The following is a 17,980-nucleotide window of genomic DNA, read 5'->3' as shown; positions in this document are numbered from 1 at the left end:
TACACACGGAGGTAGGAACACGGAATGGAAACAAAACTTGCTAGGATAGCAGAATTAGCTAAGCACAACCCAGCTATGACATTCACATCTCTTGCGCACCTGCTGAATCCTGAATACCTTATGCAATGCCATCACCAACTCCCTAACCGTAAGGCAGCTGGTGTAAAGGGAACAACCAAGATAACGTACGAGCAAAATCTTGAGGAAAATATCGAAGACTTAGTGTCTAGAATGAAACAGAAGAGCTATCGGCCCAGCCCAGATAAGCGGGTCTATATTCCAAAGGATGAAAAGGGAAAGAAGAGACCCCTGGGGATTCCTGAACACGAAGATAAAATTGTTCAGAAAGGGATGGCGCCCATTTTGAACGCCATCTATGAGAATGATTTTCTGGATTGTTCATTTGGATTTCGTCCCCAGCGTAATTGTCATGATGCATTGAAGGTATTAAATGGGTATATAGAGAGAAGATATGTGAATTACATCGTGGATGTGGATATCAAAGGTTTCTTTGATCATGTTGACCACAAGTGGATGATGGCATTTCTGAAAGAACGTATTGGAGACCCGAGCTTTCTCCGAATCATTGCCCGTTTCCTCAAGGGCGGATACATGGAGCAAGCGAAACATTATAAGACGGAGAGCGGAACGCCGCAGGGAAACCTGATATCGCCGATACTAGCGAATGTGTATCTGCACTATGTTTTGGACCTGTGGTTTGAACAGCATGTGAAGAAAAGAATCAAAGGGCAGGCATATCTTGTGCGATACGCAGATGACTTTGTCTGCTGCTTTCAGTATCATGAAGATGCGCATGCATTCTACGATGCACTCAAGTTGAGGTTGAACAAATTTAACCTGGAAGTGGCGGAAGATAAAACGCAAATTATTCCGTTTGGGAGGTTCGCTGCGGAGAATCATAAAAAGGCGGGGAAAGGGAACCCGCCAACGTTTGATTTTCTTGGTTTCACCCATTATTGCGGCAAAAGCAAGAAAGGCAAATTTCGTGTGAAACGCAAAACAAGCAAGAAGAAAATAGCCTCCAAGCTCAAACAAACGAACCAATGGCTGAAAGCTCACCGTCATCTGGCTATGAAGGACATTGTCCGTAGACTAAGCCGTTCTCTGAATGGTTATTACAACTACTACTGTATCACAGACAACGTAACCGCAGTGGTGAGGTTCCGGGATGCGGTCATCCAACAATTTTTCAAATGGATGAACCGGAGAAGCCAACGAAAGTCGTTCGGTTGGGAGAAGTTTCAGTTATTTCTTATTAAGTTTCCCTTACCGAAACCAAGGGCCAAGGTGAACATCTATGAACGAAGGAACCATATTAGCTATATTTTGTGAAAGATGTTGGTGAGGAGCCGTGTGCGTTAATTGCGCCCGCACGGATCTGTGAGGGGGAGGAGCACAATCCATACAAAAGGTGAGGCTCCCTCCTACTCGACCCATAGTTTTCTAATAAAGCCGCACCATGGTAAAATTAAAGAATCGTGATCAAAAAAGGAAGCGGGTGATTCGTATGGTGGAACGGTTTAAGTCTTTTGACTGGGTCTTGATTGCAACCGTATTTGCATTAAGTGTGTTTGGCTTAATCATGGTCTACAGTGCAAGTTACCCGCTTTCTATTGATCTTTTTGATTCATCTACATACTATATTGTTCGTCAACTCATTTATTTTGGACTAGGCATCATCATTTTTGCAGTGCTAATGAATTTTCGCTACCACTATTTCAAAATGTTAAGCCCGTATATTATTGCTGTGTCCGTAGTTTTGCTGCTTCTCGTCGTGTTTATTGGTGTTGCCGAAAATGAAGCGACTCGTTGGGTCAATATTGGCGGGATCAGCATGCAGCCTTCAGAGCTTGTGAAGCTTGGGGTGATTATTTATCTGGCTCAAGTGTATTCCCAAAAGCAAAAGTACATTGATCGTTTCGCGACTGGAGTTGCTCCCCCGTTAATTGTAGTCGTTGCTTTATTTACGCTTATCTTATTGCAGCCGGACTTAGGGACGGCGGTGATGATTCTACTGGTCGGCGGTGTCATCGTTTTTTTATCCGGCGCACGGTTTCGGCATCTCGCTTTTCTCGGCACATTGTCGGCCGCTGTCGTTCTTTTCCTAGTGACGCAGGCTGATTACCGCATGAACCGAATCCTTGCCTTCCGCGATCCATTCGCTTATGATGATAGTTTCGGTTTGCAGCTTATTCAATCTTACATCTCGCTTGCCAATGGCGGCCTTACCGGAACGGGCTTTGGACAAAGTGTTCAGAAGTTAGGGTATTTGCCGGAAGCCCATACCGATTTTATTTTAGCCATTATCGCGGAAGAAACCGGCTGGATCGGGGTTGGCTTTGTCATTCTTTGCTTTTTGGTCATCGGTTTTAGAGGCCTTATCATTGGAGCGCGTTGTAAAAATTTATTTGGTTCGTTGCTTGCTTACGGCATTGTTTTTCAGTTGATGTTTCAATTTATCTTTAATGCCGGCGCGGTCAGCGGGCTGTTGCCAATCACCGGCATTCCGCTTCCTTTTGTTAGCTACGGGGGAACGTCTTTAATTGTTTCTCTCGCGAGCGCGGCTATCTTGGTAAACATATCCTTGCAAAACCAAAAGGATTACAACAACCGTGAACAGGAAATGGAAGGACCGCCTCATCAAAAAGAGAGCCTCGTTTTCAAACGTAAGTGGAACGAACAATATTAACAACGACAGCGGCATCTACAATGCCAAGACAGGAGGAGAGTTTCATGCTGATCATCGGTTATGGGACCCTTGCGCGTGCCGTCATCAAGCGGGTATCCGCTAAAACAGATGCAAGCGTCAATGTCTACAATCGAACGCAATCCGTGGTCGATTCGGATCCCGATTGCAATTATGTCCCTCCCGAGCAGTTTCACCGTTATTCGAAAGTGCTTGTTGCTTTACCGGCGCCGGCATTCGAGGACTTTTTCCGTCGGTGGGAAGGGTCTTTTCCTGAAGGCACTTGCTTCTTTTATTGCGCGACGAAAATCATGCAAGGGGAGATGAAGGCGTATGTAAAAAATAAACATTCGGTTGTTCCCTGTAAACTGGCGGGTCACGCGGAAACATTGAGGTTACTGGGTGAAGGCGCATTTGCGTTTGAACATGAAGAAAGACGCGCGCAGTTTAACCGCTGGTCAGATGGAGCGTTCAATACAATCATCGCGAAAGAAGACCAGGTCATGAAAGGAAATCGTGTCGCCACTGAAGAAAATTTGCGTGCACTGTTAACGATTGAACAAAAGCTGCAACAAGAGGGGGTCCCGCGATCGTTAATCGAATCGGTGAACACGAGTATCCCCGGCGGGATCGCTCAGGCCCATAAAAATGGAACCCATGGACATTTTGCCAAAGAAATTTTGAAAAAATGGCGGGGAGACAATCACGATGAATGAACAATGGCGGATCGATAAGTGGCTGTCGGCCGCAGGCGTCGGTTCCCGTAAAGATGTAAAAAAGCTTTTACGGAAAAAAGCAGTGCGGGTGAATGGAGAAACAATTACCGATGCAAGTGAAAAAATAAACGCACGGGAAGCCGTTGTTACGGTTAATGGGGAGAAAATCCATTACGATCCCGGACCGGTATATTTGATGATGAACAAACGGGAGGGGCGCGTGAGCGCGACAGCAGACGACCGTCATCGGACTGTTCTAGATGATATTGCGGGCAGGAATACGGAATTGTTTCCCGTTGGACGGCTGGATAAAGATACGACCGGCTTGCTTTTTTTAACGACAGACGGGGAATGGGCACACCGTTTGACGACCCCGCGACTGGACATTGAGAAAGAATACGAAGTGTTGTTGGACGCAGAGCCGCACTCCGAAGAGCTTCAATCGTTACGAGAAGGCATACAATTGAAAGATGGAATAGAAACGAAGCCCGCGAAGGTTTCTGAAGGGTTACAAGAAAAGAATGGATTTCGCCTCTGGATAACGGTTACTGAGGGGAAATACCATCAAGTGAAACGGATGTTTGGGGCAATCGGCCGCCAAGTAAACGCGCTTAAACGGGTGCGAGTGAGTAATGTACGGTTGGATGGGCATTTGGAGATGGGAGAATACCGATCCTTGACAGAGAACGAACTTGAAGCGATTTCTTATGATATAGCAAAAAAAACCGGAAAATATTGAGGCGCCCTATGTTTACATGAGAAGGTCGGCGCTTATGCCGACCTTCCGTAGTATCTAATCTTTTCTTACGTTATATTTCCAGGCTTGATCCTCGTCCATCATTTTAACCGCTGCATAAACGGTGAGGAACTGGATAACGATGATCGGTATTCCCATAATCCCGGAAAGCACTTCCAGCGGGGCCAGTCCCCCGATGCTCATCAGGGAGAGAGCTAGAACGGTTATGACGCCTGCTACTACAATCCTTACATTTTTGGGGGGCGCCTGTTTGCTCATGTCCCGGCTTGTCGTATAGGAAGCAATCGTATACGTTGTTGAATCGAGTGTCGTTACCATAAAAATCGTCGCGATAATCACAAAAACAATGAGAACGATTGTCTCGAAAGGCATGGATGACAAGATTTCGGGAATGGCTGCTTCCAGCCCTTCATTCTGCACAATGTCCAATACCGGCACAGACCCGGTGATATGGCTGTGCACACTCATGCCGCCGAGAACCCCTGTCGCAACCCACGCGAGCAGCGTCGGGGCCATTAAATAAGTCAAGATCATTTCTTTGACGGTTCTGCCTTTTGAAATGACCGCCGCAAATACACCGTGCAACATCGCCCAAGTGGCGTTATAAGCAAACCAAAACACGGTATGGCTTTCAATATGCGTGCCGCCTCCCAGTTCCATGGAATGGGTGTAAAGCGAGAAGTTCACGTAATTAGAGATGAGATAACGGACCGAGTCTGTGAAAAAATCCAATATAAACAAACCTGGCCCTACAACAATAATAAATACTGCCAATAGACCGGCGAGATACATATTTAGCGTACTTAATTTTTTAATCCCTTTTTCGATGCCGACATAAGCACTGACGGTAAAAATACCTACCCAAATAATCGTGACAATCATCGTAAAGGGAAATGTAACTTCAATATTTAGCAATTCGGCTAAGTTGTAAGTGACGATCGGCGTACCAAGCCCCAGTGTCACGGCAGCACCTGCCAGGATACTGATCATAAAAAGTGTATCCAACACAATGCCGCCTAAACCATCTGTGAATCGATCGCCAAAGATGACACGGCACGCTTCAGAAATTCGCATTTTCGGTTTTTTCCGCACGTGCAGGATATAAGCCATAGCGGGAGCGACCATGACAAACACGGCAAATGTTTGAAAGCTCCATAAAAACATACTGTACGAATTCCCCGCGAGGATGGCTTCCATCGAGCCCGGTTCAAGTCCAAAAGGAGGATCGATCGCGGGTTCGCTCCAATGAATCATCCCGGTTCGCATGATCGTAGCTCCGACCCCCATGGCAACTAACATGGAAGCATACGAGAACAGTGAAAATCTCGGCTTTTCCAGCGGGTCTCCTAAAACAACATTTCCGTATTTAGAAAATGATAAGTATAAACCTATCCCTAAAATGATCAGAGCATACCATAAGTATCCCCATTTAAACGTATCCACAATGGTATTAAATATGCTATCCAATAATGCCATCGATTCATTTGTGTACACGGCAAACAGGATACTGACTGCCAAAATGATCAATAGGGACGGTGTGAATATTTTAAAGTCTATGATGGTTTGTGTTCGTCTTTTCCTGTTCATTTTCATAAGCCTCCATTAAAATAATGATGGTTCATTTAACTCATAGACGCCTCCTTAGGGCAAGCCCGTATAATGAAGGAGTTACCCGGATGGTTTTGGTTTTAAACTGCTTCCTCATCGTGGAAAGCCTTTCGTGCCCTGTGTTTTATTATTAGGAAATGGTCAGTAAAAGATGCTCTCGACCTAAGTTCCTATTTCGGCCGCGAATCATGCCGTATCCAACAAAAAGATCCAGCCGCATATCACAACGGCTGGTTCATATTTTATGATGCATGGGTTTTTTTTCGTTTAGCAATCCATTTTCCTCTGCTTGGACTGTGGACAAGATTGTTGTACTCCAGCACGTTTAGGTCACGCTGGATCGTACGTTGAGTAGTGCCGAATTCATCAACCAGTTCTTGCGTTGTCACCGTTCTTCCTTCTTTACTCATGAACAAGTAAATCGACTTAATGCGGGTGAGCATGCGGTCGGTTGAAGATTGCAAGTAACCACTTCCTCAATTGTTTTTGATTCCTTTTATTATACAACAGGAGGAAAAGCACCGCAAAGAAAAATTGTGTAAAAATTTGCGCTAAGATGCACTGCAACCTACTGATCAAACAGATCCGTAGATAAATACCGTTCACCAGTGTCACAGGCGATTGCCACGACAATTTCCCCAGGTTGGCATTGTTTGGCGAGTTCGAGTGCCGCAAAGCAAGCCGCGCCTGATGATGGACCTACAAGGATGCCTTCTTCACGCGCGAGGGCATGGACGGTATCATAGGCATTTTCGTCATTGATGGCATCGATTTGGTTATAGATTTCCTCGTTTAAGATCGGTGGCACGAAGCCTGGGGAAGTGCCCACAAGTTTATGCGGTCCCGGTTTTCCGCCGGAAAGTACGGGGGAGCCTTTCGGCTCTACAACATGGATGGAGAGGTCCGGATAATAGGAGCGCAGTGTTTCGCCTGTGCCGGTTATCGTTCCGCCGGTTCCGGAAGCTGCCACAAATCCTTTTAATGGGCGACCGATCTTGTCCATGGCTTCCTTAATTTCCAGTGCTGTCGATTTCCTGTGGGCATCGGGGTTTGCCTCATTTTCGAATTGCATCGGGATGAAACTGTTCGGGATTTCTTCCGCCAATTCATTGGCTTTGTCAATCGCTCCGGGCATCTTTTTGTCTCCGGGTGTTAAAACAACTTTAGCGCCATACGCTTTAAGGATATTTATGCGCTCGAGGGACATGGTGTCGGGCATCGTCAAAATGCAAGCATACCCTTTAGCAGCGGCATTCATCGCCAGTCCAATCCCTGTATTGCCGGATGTCGGCTCAATAATGGTTGAATCGTTATTCAACTTGCCGCTGTTCTCCGCTTGAACAATCATTTCACGTGCAGCCCTGTCTTTCACACTTCCGCTCGGATTTTGGAATTCCAGTTTTAAGTAAACATCTGCTCCTTGGCGGTCCGTGACTTGGTTTAAACGTACTAAAGGTGTCTCGCCAACGAGATCTGAGACATTTGTATAAACAGACAACGTGCTCATCTCCAATTCATTATACTCTGTTGTGATTGTACCATATCAAATGGAGTACATTTGCGTTATGATAATACTATAACATACGGAGGTATATAGAATGGAAGCTGAACGATTGCATTACTTTTTGGCGCTTTCCGTCCCGGAGGATGTGCAGAAAAAGATTAATGAGCTTACCAACTTGCGTGAATTGGCCTTCTTTACATCCGTTACCCACATTCGCGACTACCACATCACGCTTTTTTTTCTTGGAGGCGTTGTTGACAAGGAACTGGAACTTTTATATAAAAAGTTGCCGGTCTTAGTGCAGCAAATCCCTGCTTTCGATGTGCAGTTAAATCAAGCAGGGGTGTTTGGCAAAGAGGAGCGTCCACGGGTATTATTCGCGGGCGTCAAGCGAACTCGGCCGTTGCTTGACCTGCAGGCCGCAGTGGCGAAAGGCTGTGTCGAAGCGGGTTTTCATGAAGAAAAACGACCGTTTCGTCCGCATATTACCATCGCGAAACGCAGAAATCAGGGAGGAACTTTCCCGATGCAAAAAGTCGTGAATGAAACGAAACATTGGAAAGACATTCAATGGCGAGTAAAAGAAGTCGGCTTATACGCTGTCCGTTTGGGACAGTTGCCCCGGTATGAACTTAAGGCCAGCTTTCCGCTTATGCAGCATTAGATCATGCCATACTCATAATCATCGTTTAAGCGGGGTAATTAAAAAAGAATGAGGAGAGGGTGGGGCGTATGGCCCATCTTGTGAAACTGGAAGATTATATCTCCCGATACGAAAACGACATTCACGAATACCCGAGTCAGTTTATCCGTTTAAAACGCGAGCGATGGAAACGCCTGCACCGTTTGTGGGCAAAAGCCAATCAACGTGTCGGGAACGGGCTTAACATGGAAGAAGATTGGTTCGCCGTGGAAAATAAAAACGCTATTCAACAAGCTTTGCAAAAATTGAGCAGGAACCATAAGAAGGAACAAAGAGAGCCTGTTAAAACAAACAGTGGCCTTGACGCTGAGTATGAGCATCTGATTGGGAAAAGCCGTGCGTCATTACATGCATTTTTTTACTATGAATTGCTGCAATCGCAGCTTCGATGGGCCTCTTCCTCGCCTTCGGAAGTGTCTGTGGTGGATAGCAATTATCGTTACGATAGCCGTTTGCGAGAAATCTTGCGGATGCTACCGGATAATTACATGGTCTTTTATTATCCTGTTTTCAAAATACAACAAGCGGATATTCAAATGGATGTCCTCTTGCTTTCTCCTTCCGAACTTTATTGTGTTACATATGTTGAAGCTCCGGCAAATACGTTGTTTGAAGTGAGCTCGCATCGTTTCTGGCGTGAATTTCGATCGCAAAACGAACATAAACGTTTGAATCCGTTATTGGCCGTGAAAAGAATGGAAGATGTTGCCCGTTCTATTTTTCAGCATAACAACGTCGACTTAACGGTAAAAAAAGCGGTGCTTTTCCCTGATGCTTTTATAGATGACAGCGGTTATGCCGGTAATGCGGAATTGCTTGATCATCGAGCCTATCAACAATGGCTGGGCAGGATCAGCAAGCCTATATCTCCAATGAAAAAAGAACAATTTCGTGCGGCAAAGGCATTGTTGAGCAAGTGTAAAACAAAGAGTATATCAAGGTCGACAGGGGCTGAAACAAACGGAACGTATGAACCATAACGCACACATGTGTCGCATTGACGGTCTATGTACCGTCTGCTATGATGAATCAAGATTAATAGAGACGTGAGTATAGCCGTATGTATGATTCTGCTATTAGGTGCACATTTGTCTAGCGTATAGGTGCGCCTATTTTCGTTATAATTGCATGTTATTCGTTCATGAGCCGGTTTGCGGAGCGCTCAAATATGAAAAAGGATATCTATCACTCATGGAATATTTGGATACTCACAAAAAAGAAAAACGAAAAAAATGGCTAGAGAATTTATTGGGAAGAGATTGGGAATTGGAAACAGCGGGCGGATCCACGGGCGAAGCCTTTTCAGCCAGAGATGGCGAGCAAAAACTGTTTCTGAAATGCAATTCTTCCCCTTTTTTAGCTGTGCTTTCCGCAGAAGGAATAGTTCCTAAACTTCTCTGGACGAAACGGCTTACTAATGGAGATGTGATTACTGCCCAAAGATGGGTGAATGGCAGAAAACTGAGGCCGAGGGAGATGAAACAACCGGGGGTAGCGGCGCTCTTGGGGCGGATTCATCGATCAACGGAATTGCTTGATTTGCTAAAACGCATTGAATCCAAAGTGAAGACCCCAGAGGTTTTGCTTCAGCAACTTTGTGCATATACGCTCCCTGCTGATCAGCAATCGGCCATCATATTTAGGGCCTATGAGTTTTTGAAAGCAAGAAAATCAGCTGTTTACTACGATGATTTTGTCGTTTGCCATTGTGACATGAACCATAACAATTGGATCATGGATGAAGAAGAAGGGCTGTTTCTTGTGGATTGGGACGGGGCTTCCGTTGCTGATCCGGCCTTGGATTTAAGCATCCTGCTTCATTGGTATGTGCCGAAAGAAGGTTGGCAGCCATGGTTGGAGGCATATGAGCTTGACTTGAATGATCGGCTCCTGGAGAGAATGCATTGGTATATCGTTTGGCATACGCTTGAGTGGATCTTAAGCAAAGGAATATATGAAGACAGGGGATATATGCAAGTATGGCTCCGTTATCTAGGTGCTTTAGTGGAAGAGGATGACTGGCGTATCGCGTGTTTGGAGGATTAAAATGAGATTGAGGAAGCGCCCGGGAGCAATGGAGGTGCTTCGTGAGCGCCCCGGCATTGTGCCGCAAAAACCGGAACAACTGCGTGGTCAATGGACTGAGGACAAACCGCTTCACGTCGAGTTGGGAACTGGCAAGGGGCGTTTTTTGGCACGGATGGCAGAAAAGTACCCCTCCACTTCTTTTGTCGGTATGGAAAAAATGGAAAGTGTACTGTCGTATGCGGTCGAAGGGATGGAGCAGCAGGATAATGTACGTTTGGTACACGGCAACGTCTCTGATCTGCAGGATTATTTTGCTAGTGGAGAAATTGATCGCATTTATTTAAATTTTACCGATCCATGGCCGAAAAACCGCCATGAAAAACGGCGGCTTACATTCCCGACTTTTTTACGCTTGTATAAAGAGGTTCTGTCGCCGCGCGGGGACATCCATTTGAAAACGGACAATGAAGATTTTTTCACTTACTCCGTGGAGCAGTTTTCCCGAAATGGCTACCACCTTAACAACCTAACCCTTAACCTCCACGCGCATGAACCGGAGGATAATGTGCGCACGGAATATGAGCAAAAGTTTGCTGATCGGGCTCAACGGATTTTTCGGGTGGAGGCTTATCTGCCGGAGTAGGATTTCTGTGGGGTACGAGTGGGTGATAGATGGAAATATATGTATTTGACGCCCGGGACGAATGGCAAACGCCTATCCCAGTAGCCATGGTGTGTTCATGGAGTTCGACGAGCATTATACAAAATGGGCATCTAAGGAATTTCTAAATGAATCGGTGAATTCATAAAAGACGGACCGCATGGCGACCCGTCTTTTTCTTTATTGCTTGCCCAATTCCAAAATCGCGCCTGTTTTCGCGTCCACAACGAAGTCCATTTGCCTTGTTTGTCCACTTTCGTTGCTGGAGATTCCGCCTCGATAAACATCGTAGTCGACGTAATTTTTTTCATAATGTTCCGGGTTCATGTGGATCCAGGAACCGTTCACGGGGATGCGATGTTGTACATTTGATTTCACCTGTTTGAGTGCTTTTTCGGGAGAGACGTCTTTCTGGGCACAAGCTTCTTTTACTGCGTAGCCTGTAGCAAAACCGACCGCAACGCCGATGAGCACATCTGTGATTTTCATTGTATACACTCCGTTCCGTATGGCTTTATGATAGCCCATTTTATAGAAAATGCTACCTCCAGTATAGCGGATATGCATCAATTGTCCAATTGTTAAGTTAGTGATAATGTAGTATTTATCTGGAGTATTCGCTGGGAGGGGAAAACAAATGGACAAACAAACGAAAAACATGTTTCGCACGTTGACTGAGATGCCGGGTCCCCCGGGCCATGAGCATCAAGTGCGGGCTTATGTAAAAAAAGCGCTGGACAAATATGCAAATGAGATTGTTCAAGATAAGTTGGGCAGTGTTTTCGGTGTCAAAAAAGGACAACCGCAAGATCCCAAGGTGATGGTCGCCGGACACATGGATGAAGTCGGGTTCATGGTTACATCGGTGAATAAAAAAGGACTTATTAAATTTCAACCGCTTGGGGGATGGTGGAGCCAAGTGCTCCTTGCACAACAAGTGACGGTAATGACGGATAATGGCCCAATCCCCGGTGTTATCGGCTCTACGCCTCCGCATCTTCTTAGCGAACAAGTTCGTAAGAAACCGATGGCGATGGACAAAATGTACATTGATATCGGCGCCGACGATCATGAGGATGCGGAACGGCTGGGCGTTCGTCCGGGCGCTCCTATCGTGCCCGTATGTTCTTTTACGCCAATGGCGAATGAGAAAAAAATAATGGCAAAAGCTTGGGACAATCGTTATGGTGTCGGATTATCCATTGAGTTGCTCAAAGAAGTGGAGAACGAGGAGCTTCCAAATACCTTGTACTCAGGCGCCACCGTGCAAGAGGAAGTAGGTTTGCGCGGTGCGCAGACGGCCGCAAACATGATTCGTCCGGATATTTTCTTTGCCGTGGACGCGAGCCCTGCGAACGATACGACCGTTCAACAAGGAGAGTTCGGGCAACTTGGCAAAGGGGCGCTGCTGCGCATTTATGACGGGACAATGATTACCCATCGAGGCATGCGCGACTTTGTGCTTGATACAGCCGAAAGCGGAGACATCCCTTATCAATACTTTGTCTCTCCCGGAGGCACGGATGCGGGCAGGGTCCATACTTCAGGCGATGGAGTTCCTTCCGCGGTTGTCGGTGTCTGCGCGCGTTATATTCACACCGGCGCATCTATTCTGCATGTGGACGATTACGCTGCTGCAAAAGAACTAATCACAACGCTTGTGCGGAAAGCCGACCGCACCACGGTAGAAGCCATTCATTCGCAGGCTTAAGGTATGAGGCGCATACAAGTGGAGCAAAAGTCACTATCGGATAATTTAGTAATGAAGTACTCGATAAATGTCCGAACATGGGGCTACCTCGGACATTTATGCTTAAAAGCTAACGGGAATTGTCCGAACGAACTACATCACCATGCAATTTTGCGAACAAAAATGCCAATCACCCTTTGTTAAAAAAGAAGGATTGGCAACTGCATTGCGTTTACTCGTTTTGAAAAATATAAGCTAGTGCTTCGATGGCCTGGTCCAGGTCATTAACGACCACCTGCGCTTGGTTGGCCATTTCTTTGGATGGATGATGCAATGATTCAGGGCGGACCAATATTAACGGTTTGTTTAGAGCAGTAGCAGCACCCACATCCATGGCCGCATTCCATTGTTTGTATTGGTCTCCAAATAGGGCGAGTACAACATCAGCTTTTTGCATGAGCACGTTCGTTCGCAAGTTATTGAACGCGGAAGCCGCTTCGTCTTTAAAAATGGCATTTGGCTGCTCGCCGAGAATCTCTTCACCAATATTGTCGGAACGGTCGTGATTGGTCATCGGTTCAAAAAAATGAATCGGGAGATCTTTCTTGCTTGCTTTTTGTTTGAGCGTTTCTCTCCAATCGTCATGAATTTGTCCGGCTAAGTAAACATTAAGTTCCATACGTGCACACCCCTTTGTAAAAATGGATGGTATTCATGATTTTTCTAAGATCTTAATTTAAGTGTAGCTTCTTGGTTTTTATAAAGCAAACGAAGCCTTTTAAAGGAGCAAGAAACAAATGCGCGCTTTTCTAAAAAAGAAAGGGATCGACTTATCATGGCGTACATACCTGATCACGGCGTTGAGCTATTTGGCGTTAGGATTGTTTTCTTCCCTTATCGTCGGCCTAATTATACAAACGGCGGGTGAACAAGTCCCGCGACATCTATTTATCGGGACTTTTCTGGAAGACATGGGCGGGCTCGCCATGAGCCTTTTAGGACCCGCGATTGGGGTATCTGTCGCCTATGCCCTTAACGCGCCGCCCCTCGTTATGTTTTCGGCCGTGGTAAGCGGGGCTGCAGGAGAAGAATTAGGCGGACCGGCAGGGGCGTTTATTGCTGTTTTAATTTCCGTTGAATGTGGGAAATTGATTTCAAAAGAAACACGATTTGACATTCTTTTAACGCCTTTTGTTACGATAGCTACAGGTTTTGTATTAGCGTCTACAATTGGTCCGGTAATCGGAAACGGATTGGAAGCCTTTGGGTCCGTGATAAATTGGGCAACGGCACAAGAGCCCCTGACGATGAGCATCGTTGTTTCCGCGCTGATGGGATTGGCACTCACACTCCCCGTTTCCAGTGCAGCGATCGCGATCATGTTAGGGCTGGATGGATTGGCAGCGGGAGCAGCGACGGTCGGTTGCTGTGCACAGATGGTAGGGTTTGCGATCAGCAGTTTCCGTGAAAATCGGTGGGGAGGGCTTGTTTCGCTTGGCATCGGGACCTCGATGTTGCAAGTCCCCAATATCGTGCGCAATCCATGGATTGTCGTTCCTCCGACACTTGCCGGGATGATACTCGCGCCCATCGCGGTTATTTATTTCGGTATGGAAAACAATCCGGAAGGCGCCGGAATGGGTACCAGCGGCTTTGTAGGCCAGATTATGACATTTACGACGATGGGTTTTACCATGCAAGTCTTTATTCTTATACTTGTGTTTCACATTGTGCTTCCCGGGGTGCTGACGTATCTTATTGATCGGGGATTTCGAAAAAGCGGTCGTATTAAAGACGGAGATATGACGATTGATCAAGGGTAAAGAATGGAAAGGAAGGACATTATAATGGAAAAAGTGGAAACGAAAACAGCGTTTCAAGAAGCTATACAAGGGGAGAGGGTCGTTGTGCTATTTAGTGCTGACTGGTGCCCCGATTGCCGCGTGATCGAACCGGTTCTTCCGACGATAGAAGCGGATTATCCGGAAGTTCAATTTGTCCATGCAGACCGGGATCAATTACTGGAAGTGTGCCAGGAATACGATATTTTTGGCATTCCGAGCTTTGTAGGTTTTAAAAACGGTGAAGAAATCGATCGTTTCGCAGATAAAAATCGGAAAACCGAGGAAGAAATTACAGTATTTCTTGATCGCTATTTATCCCGGTGATAAGCGAAAAACGAATGGTAAGGAGACAGAAACGATGGCAAAGAAATCCAAAGTGTTGGAACGCATTAAACAGGAGTTCTCGGCACATAAAATCGAAGTAGATGAAGAAACGCGACAAGTGCGTATAGAGCATAAGGAGCTTGGAAAAGGATTAACCCTTGATCTTCCTCGCCTTGAATCGAAGTTTGAAAATAAGGGGGAAGATGGATTACAAGACACGGTCACTTACATTCAAGAAACATTTGCAGCCATGAAAAAACAAAAATCGTTATCCGGCATGGAGCAAAACATTTATCCGGTTATTCGTTCAACCTCTTTCCCTACCGAGACAGAGGATGGACGCGCCCTAATTGTGGAACCTCATACCGCTGAGACACGTATTTACTATGCCTTGGATCAAGGGAAGACTTACGCGTTGATTGATCAGCAAATGTTGGAAAACGAGGGGATGAACGAGCAAAAGATGAAAGAAGCGGCCCGCTTTAACATTCGGTCTCTTTCCATAACGACTAGAGCAGACGACGTTGCCGGGAATCGCTTTTATTTCGTGAATACGAATGATGGATATGATGCGAGCAGGATTTTAAATGACGCTTGGGTGAACGAGGTTGCTGAAAGCATTGACGGAGAACTAGCCCTTGCCGTGCCCCACCAGGACGTTTTCATTCTTGCCGATATCCAAAATGAACAAGGATACGATGTCCTTGCACAAATGGCGTTTAAATTTTTTGGAGAAGGCCGAATGCCTATTACGGCGCTTCCGTTTATTTACGAGGAAGGAAAGATGGACCCAATCTTTATTTTGGCTCGCAAAAAGCCGAAAGGCATGCCGAATGAGGATAAGTAAACGAATGTTGAAAACTTTAAAGGAATGACAGAAGCCATGGGGAAGTTTCCCGTGGTTTTTTCTCTTGTAGAAAGAATTTCTTGTACGCAACCCTAGTTGTTTTTTGCATGCTTCTGTACAATAGAAAGGCAGGGTTCAAAATAATGGAATGGGTGATTGCTGATGTCCAGAAAGTGGAGCAATGTCCTCAAAAAAATCAACCGTTACTTTTTCGGCGAGCAATCAGATGATGAAAATAACCGAGAAGAACAGGTTCAATATAGAAAAAAGAAGCAACAACGACACACGGCAAGTGTTGGACAGGCGTCCGGCGCCAAGGTCGTACATAGATATCCGAAAGGGGGAAACTTTCGATTTCCAATGGATGTTGAAGCGTTGCCCCCACGCCGTCAACCGCGAAGGTCACAGGAATCCGAGAATGTGAAACCGAGATACCAAAAACCAAAACCAGAACCTCCGCAAAAAGAGAAGAAGAGAGAATACTTCACAAATAAGGATTTTACGTTAACCCATATTCCTTCTCCCGTGCATGGCTATCAAAAACCACCGAAAACACGGGCGTCTTTGTCCGAGCAGGAGACAGAGGCGCAGGAAGTGGAAATTGCGGCAGCAGCACCGGTAACAACATCTCCATCACAGGAAGACATGGCAATCGACGACGATGAAGAAAAGAGAAGGGAAACAGTTGCGCAACACCACCATCAGACGGAACATGAATTGAATTTGCCGGCAGCAGCACCGATAACAACATCTCCATCGCGGGAAGACATGGCAATCAACGACGATGAAGAAAAGAGGAGGGAAACAGCTGCGGAGTACCACCGGGAGGCGGAACATGAACTAAACTTACGGGGCGTATCCGAACGGCCGAAACAAAGCGCAGACGGACCTGCAACTCCTAGTCCAAGCACCCCGAACAAAATTTCCGAACAGGCAGAAGAGCGACGCAAACAAAAAACGTCAAATCAAGCGGCCAGGCGGGCCAGAACAACGGACAGGGAAAGAAAAAAATCGTCGGGTGATGCCAGTAATGTCATGATGACACCGATGGACCGCTATAATTATGAGAAGAGGAAAAAACAGAAAAAAGAAAGGAGCCCTTCCTCGAAACCGACCGTGCCTAACCAAGGCGGTAGACAAGGCTATGATTCGCCTCCGCTCAACCTGTTAACACCGCCGATGCAAGCTTCCAGTTTGGATGAAGAGAAGCTGCAGGAGCAGCGGGATCAATTGGAAGCAACTTTGCATCAATTTCAGGTGAAGGCGGCAGTAACCAATGTTACGGAAGGGCCTTCGATTATTCGCTTTGAAGTACAGCCGGCTCCGGGGGTGAAAGTAAATAAAATAACGAATCTCAGCGATGATTTGAAATTGGCGATGGCGGCTACGGACTTGCGGATGGAAGCGCCGATCCCCGGCAAGAATGCCATCGGAATTGAAGTTCCTAAAGAAAATCGCGAACCTGTCGCGTTACGCGAGTTATTCGAGAAAGAAGCTTTTCGGGAGCATAAAAGCCCCCTTGCTGTTGCATTGGGTCTTGATATCACCGGGGACCCTAATATCATGGATTTAAGCAACATGCCTCATGGATTGATCGCGGGAGCCACCGGTTCAGGTAAAAGTGTCTGCATAAATTCGATCCTCATCAGTTTGCTATACAAAGCAGACCCTGAAGAAGTGAAGCTGCTGCTCATCGATCCAAAAGTTGTTGAGCTTGCCTTTTACAAAGATATTCCACATCTCGCCGCACCGGTGGTGACTGACCCGAAAGAGGCAACGATGACGTTGAAATGGAGCGTTGCTGAAATGGAAAGGCGTTACCAACGTTTTGCAGAAGCGGGAGTGCGGGATATTAAAGGATATAATCAAAAGACGGATGAAAAACTGCCTTACCTCGTGATCGTTATTGATGAATTGGCTGACCTTATGATGGTCGCTCCCCAAGATGTGGAAGCGTCGATCAGCCGGATTGCCCAAAAAGCAAGGGCGTGCGGCATCCATTTACTCGTTGCCACCCAGCGCCCGTCGGTCGACGTCATTACAGGTTTAATCAAAGCAAATATTCCGACGCGCATTGCTTTTGCCGTTTCTTCCGCGGTGGACTCCAGGACTATTTTGGACAAAGGCGGAGCGGAACGTCTAATTGGAAAAGGGGATATGCTGGTAAGCGAGAATGGGGCCTCGAAACTTGTCCGTTTGCAAGGAACGTTCGTGTCGGACCAAGAAATTGACGAGGTAGCCACTTATTTGCGTCATCAACGGGCGCCTGCGTACTTGTTTTCAAAAGATGAAGTCGTTAAGCACGAATCACGTTCCGACGATGATGACTTATTGGAAGACGCTTCACATTTTGTTATACAGCAGGGAAGCGCATCCACATCCCTCATTCAACGTCAATTTCACATTGGCTATAACCGGGCTGCTCGGCTCATGGACATGATGGAAACAAGGGGCATCGTTTCCGCGGCAGCCGGAACAAAACCCCGTGATGTTCTCGTGAATGACGAGCAACTATCCGCTATGTTGGAAAAATGATTATTCACGCTTCACTTGTGAAATTGCGCACGATCTAATAAGATAACTGTAACATC

At 46.3% G+C, this 17,980-nt stretch carries 18 protein-coding genes; 13 read left to right on the top strand and 5 right to left on the bottom strand.

Annotated elements, in window-relative coordinates:
- The first annotated feature begins 24 nt into the window (after window positions 1-24).
- From ltrA to EPH95_RS08515, 4 genes are all read left to right on the top strand, one after another.
- Window positions 25-1,353, top strand: coding sequence for a group II intron reverse transcriptase/maturase (gene ltrA, locus EPH95_RS08530; RefSeq protein WP_142086342.1), 1,329 nt, complete (start codon window positions 25-27; stop codon window positions 1,351-1,353).
- A gap of 175 nt (window positions 1,354-1,528) precedes the next feature.
- The gene (ftsW, locus tag EPH95_RS08525; RefSeq protein ID WP_142089113.1) at window positions 1,529-2,710 is read left to right on the top strand and encodes a putative lipid II flippase FtsW; all 1,182 of its coding nucleotides are present in this window, start codon (window positions 1,529-1,531) and stop codon (window positions 2,708-2,710) included.
- A 44-nt stretch (window positions 2,711-2,754) separates the two neighbouring features.
- Window positions 2,755-3,423, top strand: coding sequence for a hypothetical protein (locus EPH95_RS08520; protein ID WP_142089112.1), 669 nt, complete (start codon window positions 2,755-2,757; stop codon window positions 3,421-3,423).
- Entirely contained in the window at window positions 3,416-4,162 is a 747-nt protein-coding gene (locus EPH95_RS08515; protein ID WP_142089111.1) for a pseudouridine synthase, read from the top strand. The genes EPH95_RS08520 and EPH95_RS08515 overlap by 8 nt, the downstream gene beginning before the upstream one ends.
- Window positions 4,163-4,216: 54 nt before the next feature.
- Here the strand turns inward: EPH95_RS08515 and EPH95_RS08510 are convergent, their stop codons facing one another.
- The 3 genes from EPH95_RS08510 to cysK form a co-directional block, all read right to left on the bottom strand.
- Window positions 4,217-5,767 carry a BCCT family transporter gene (locus EPH95_RS08510; protein WP_405127435.1) on the bottom strand — a complete coding sequence of 517 codons (1,551 nt, stop codon included), beginning with the start codon at window positions 5,765-5,767 and terminating at the stop codon, window positions 4,217-4,219.
- Window positions 5,768-6,030: 263 nt separating this feature from the next.
- Window positions 6,031-6,252, bottom strand: coding sequence for a DeoR family transcriptional regulator (locus tag EPH95_RS08505; protein WP_193557010.1), 222 nt, complete (start codon window positions 6,250-6,252; stop codon window positions 6,031-6,033).
- A 104-nt stretch (window positions 6,253-6,356) separates the two neighbouring features.
- Window positions 6,357-7,286: a cysteine synthase A gene (cysK, locus tag EPH95_RS08500; protein WP_142089108.1), complete on the bottom strand. Its 930-nt coding sequence runs from the start codon at window positions 7,284-7,286 to the stop codon at window positions 6,357-6,359.
- A gap of 100 nt (window positions 7,287-7,386) precedes the next feature.
- Between cysK and thpR the strand changes: the two genes are divergently transcribed.
- From thpR to trmB, 4 genes are all read left to right on the top strand, one after another.
- Window positions 7,387-7,956, top strand: coding sequence for an RNA 2',3'-cyclic phosphodiesterase (gene thpR / locus EPH95_RS08495; protein WP_142089106.1), 570 nt, complete (start codon window positions 7,387-7,389; stop codon window positions 7,954-7,956).
- An 80-nt stretch (window positions 7,957-8,036) separates the two neighbouring features.
- Complete coding sequence (locus EPH95_RS08490) at window positions 8,037-8,975, top strand: nuclease-related domain-containing protein (RefSeq protein ID WP_160141693.1); 939 nt, start codon at window positions 8,037-8,039, stop codon at window positions 8,973-8,975.
- A 211-nt stretch (window positions 8,976-9,186) separates the two neighbouring features.
- Window positions 9,187-10,041 carry a phosphotransferase family protein gene (locus EPH95_RS08485; RefSeq protein ID WP_142089101.1) on the top strand — a complete coding sequence of 285 codons (855 nt, stop codon included), beginning with the start codon at window positions 9,187-9,189 and terminating at the stop codon, window positions 10,039-10,041.
- Between the two features lies 1 nt (window position 10,042).
- A complete protein-coding gene (gene trmB, locus EPH95_RS08480; RefSeq protein ID WP_142089099.1) occupies window positions 10,043-10,666 on the top strand; it encodes a tRNA (guanosine(46)-N7)-methyltransferase TrmB in 624 nt (207 codons plus the stop codon).
- Window positions 10,667-10,864: 198 nt separating this feature from the next.
- Here the strand turns inward: trmB and EPH95_RS08475 are convergent, their stop codons facing one another.
- Window positions 10,865-11,173 carry a PepSY domain-containing protein gene (locus tag EPH95_RS08475; protein WP_142089097.1) on the bottom strand — a complete coding sequence of 103 codons (309 nt, stop codon included), beginning with the start codon at window positions 11,171-11,173 and terminating at the stop codon, window positions 10,865-10,867.
- 148 nt (window positions 11,174-11,321) lie between these two features.
- Between EPH95_RS08475 and EPH95_RS08470 the strand changes: the two genes are divergently transcribed.
- Window positions 11,322-12,395, top strand: coding sequence for a M42 family metallopeptidase (locus EPH95_RS08470; RefSeq protein WP_142089094.1), 1,074 nt, complete (start codon window positions 11,322-11,324; stop codon window positions 12,393-12,395).
- 211 nt (window positions 12,396-12,606) lie between these two features.
- Here the strand turns inward: EPH95_RS08470 and EPH95_RS08465 are convergent, their stop codons facing one another.
- The gene (locus EPH95_RS08465) at window positions 12,607-13,053 is read right to left on the bottom strand and encodes a YtoQ family protein (protein WP_142089092.1); all 447 of its coding nucleotides are present in this window, start codon (window positions 13,051-13,053) and stop codon (window positions 12,607-12,609) included.
- Between the two features lie 118 nt (window positions 13,054-13,171).
- Between EPH95_RS08465 and EPH95_RS08460 the strand changes: the two genes are divergently transcribed.
- From EPH95_RS08460 to EPH95_RS08445, 4 genes are all read left to right on the top strand, one after another.
- The gene (locus tag EPH95_RS08460) at window positions 13,172-14,197 is read left to right on the top strand and encodes a PTS sugar transporter subunit IIC (RefSeq protein ID WP_142089090.1); all 1,026 of its coding nucleotides are present in this window, start codon (window positions 13,172-13,174) and stop codon (window positions 14,195-14,197) included.
- Between the two features lie 24 nt (window positions 14,198-14,221).
- A complete protein-coding gene (locus EPH95_RS08455; RefSeq protein WP_142089088.1) occupies window positions 14,222-14,542 on the top strand; it encodes a thioredoxin family protein in 321 nt (106 codons plus the stop codon).
- Between the two features lie 34 nt (window positions 14,543-14,576).
- Entirely contained in the window at window positions 14,577-15,389 is an 813-nt protein-coding gene (locus EPH95_RS08450) for a DUF1444 family protein (RefSeq protein WP_142089086.1), read from the top strand.
- A 162-nt stretch (window positions 15,390-15,551) separates the two neighbouring features.
- On the top strand, window positions 15,552-17,924 hold the full coding sequence (locus EPH95_RS08445; protein WP_142089084.1) for a DNA translocase FtsK: 2,373 nt from the start codon (window positions 15,552-15,554) through the stop codon (window positions 17,922-17,924).
- The last annotated feature ends 56 nt before the right edge of the window (window positions 17,925-17,980 follow it).

This window comes from Salicibibacter halophilus (assembly GCF_006740705.1).
Classification (GTDB): Bacteria; Bacillota; Bacilli; order Bacillales; family Marinococcaceae; genus Salicibibacter; species Salicibibacter halophilus.
This window is presented reverse-complemented; position numbering and strand designations above follow the sequence as displayed.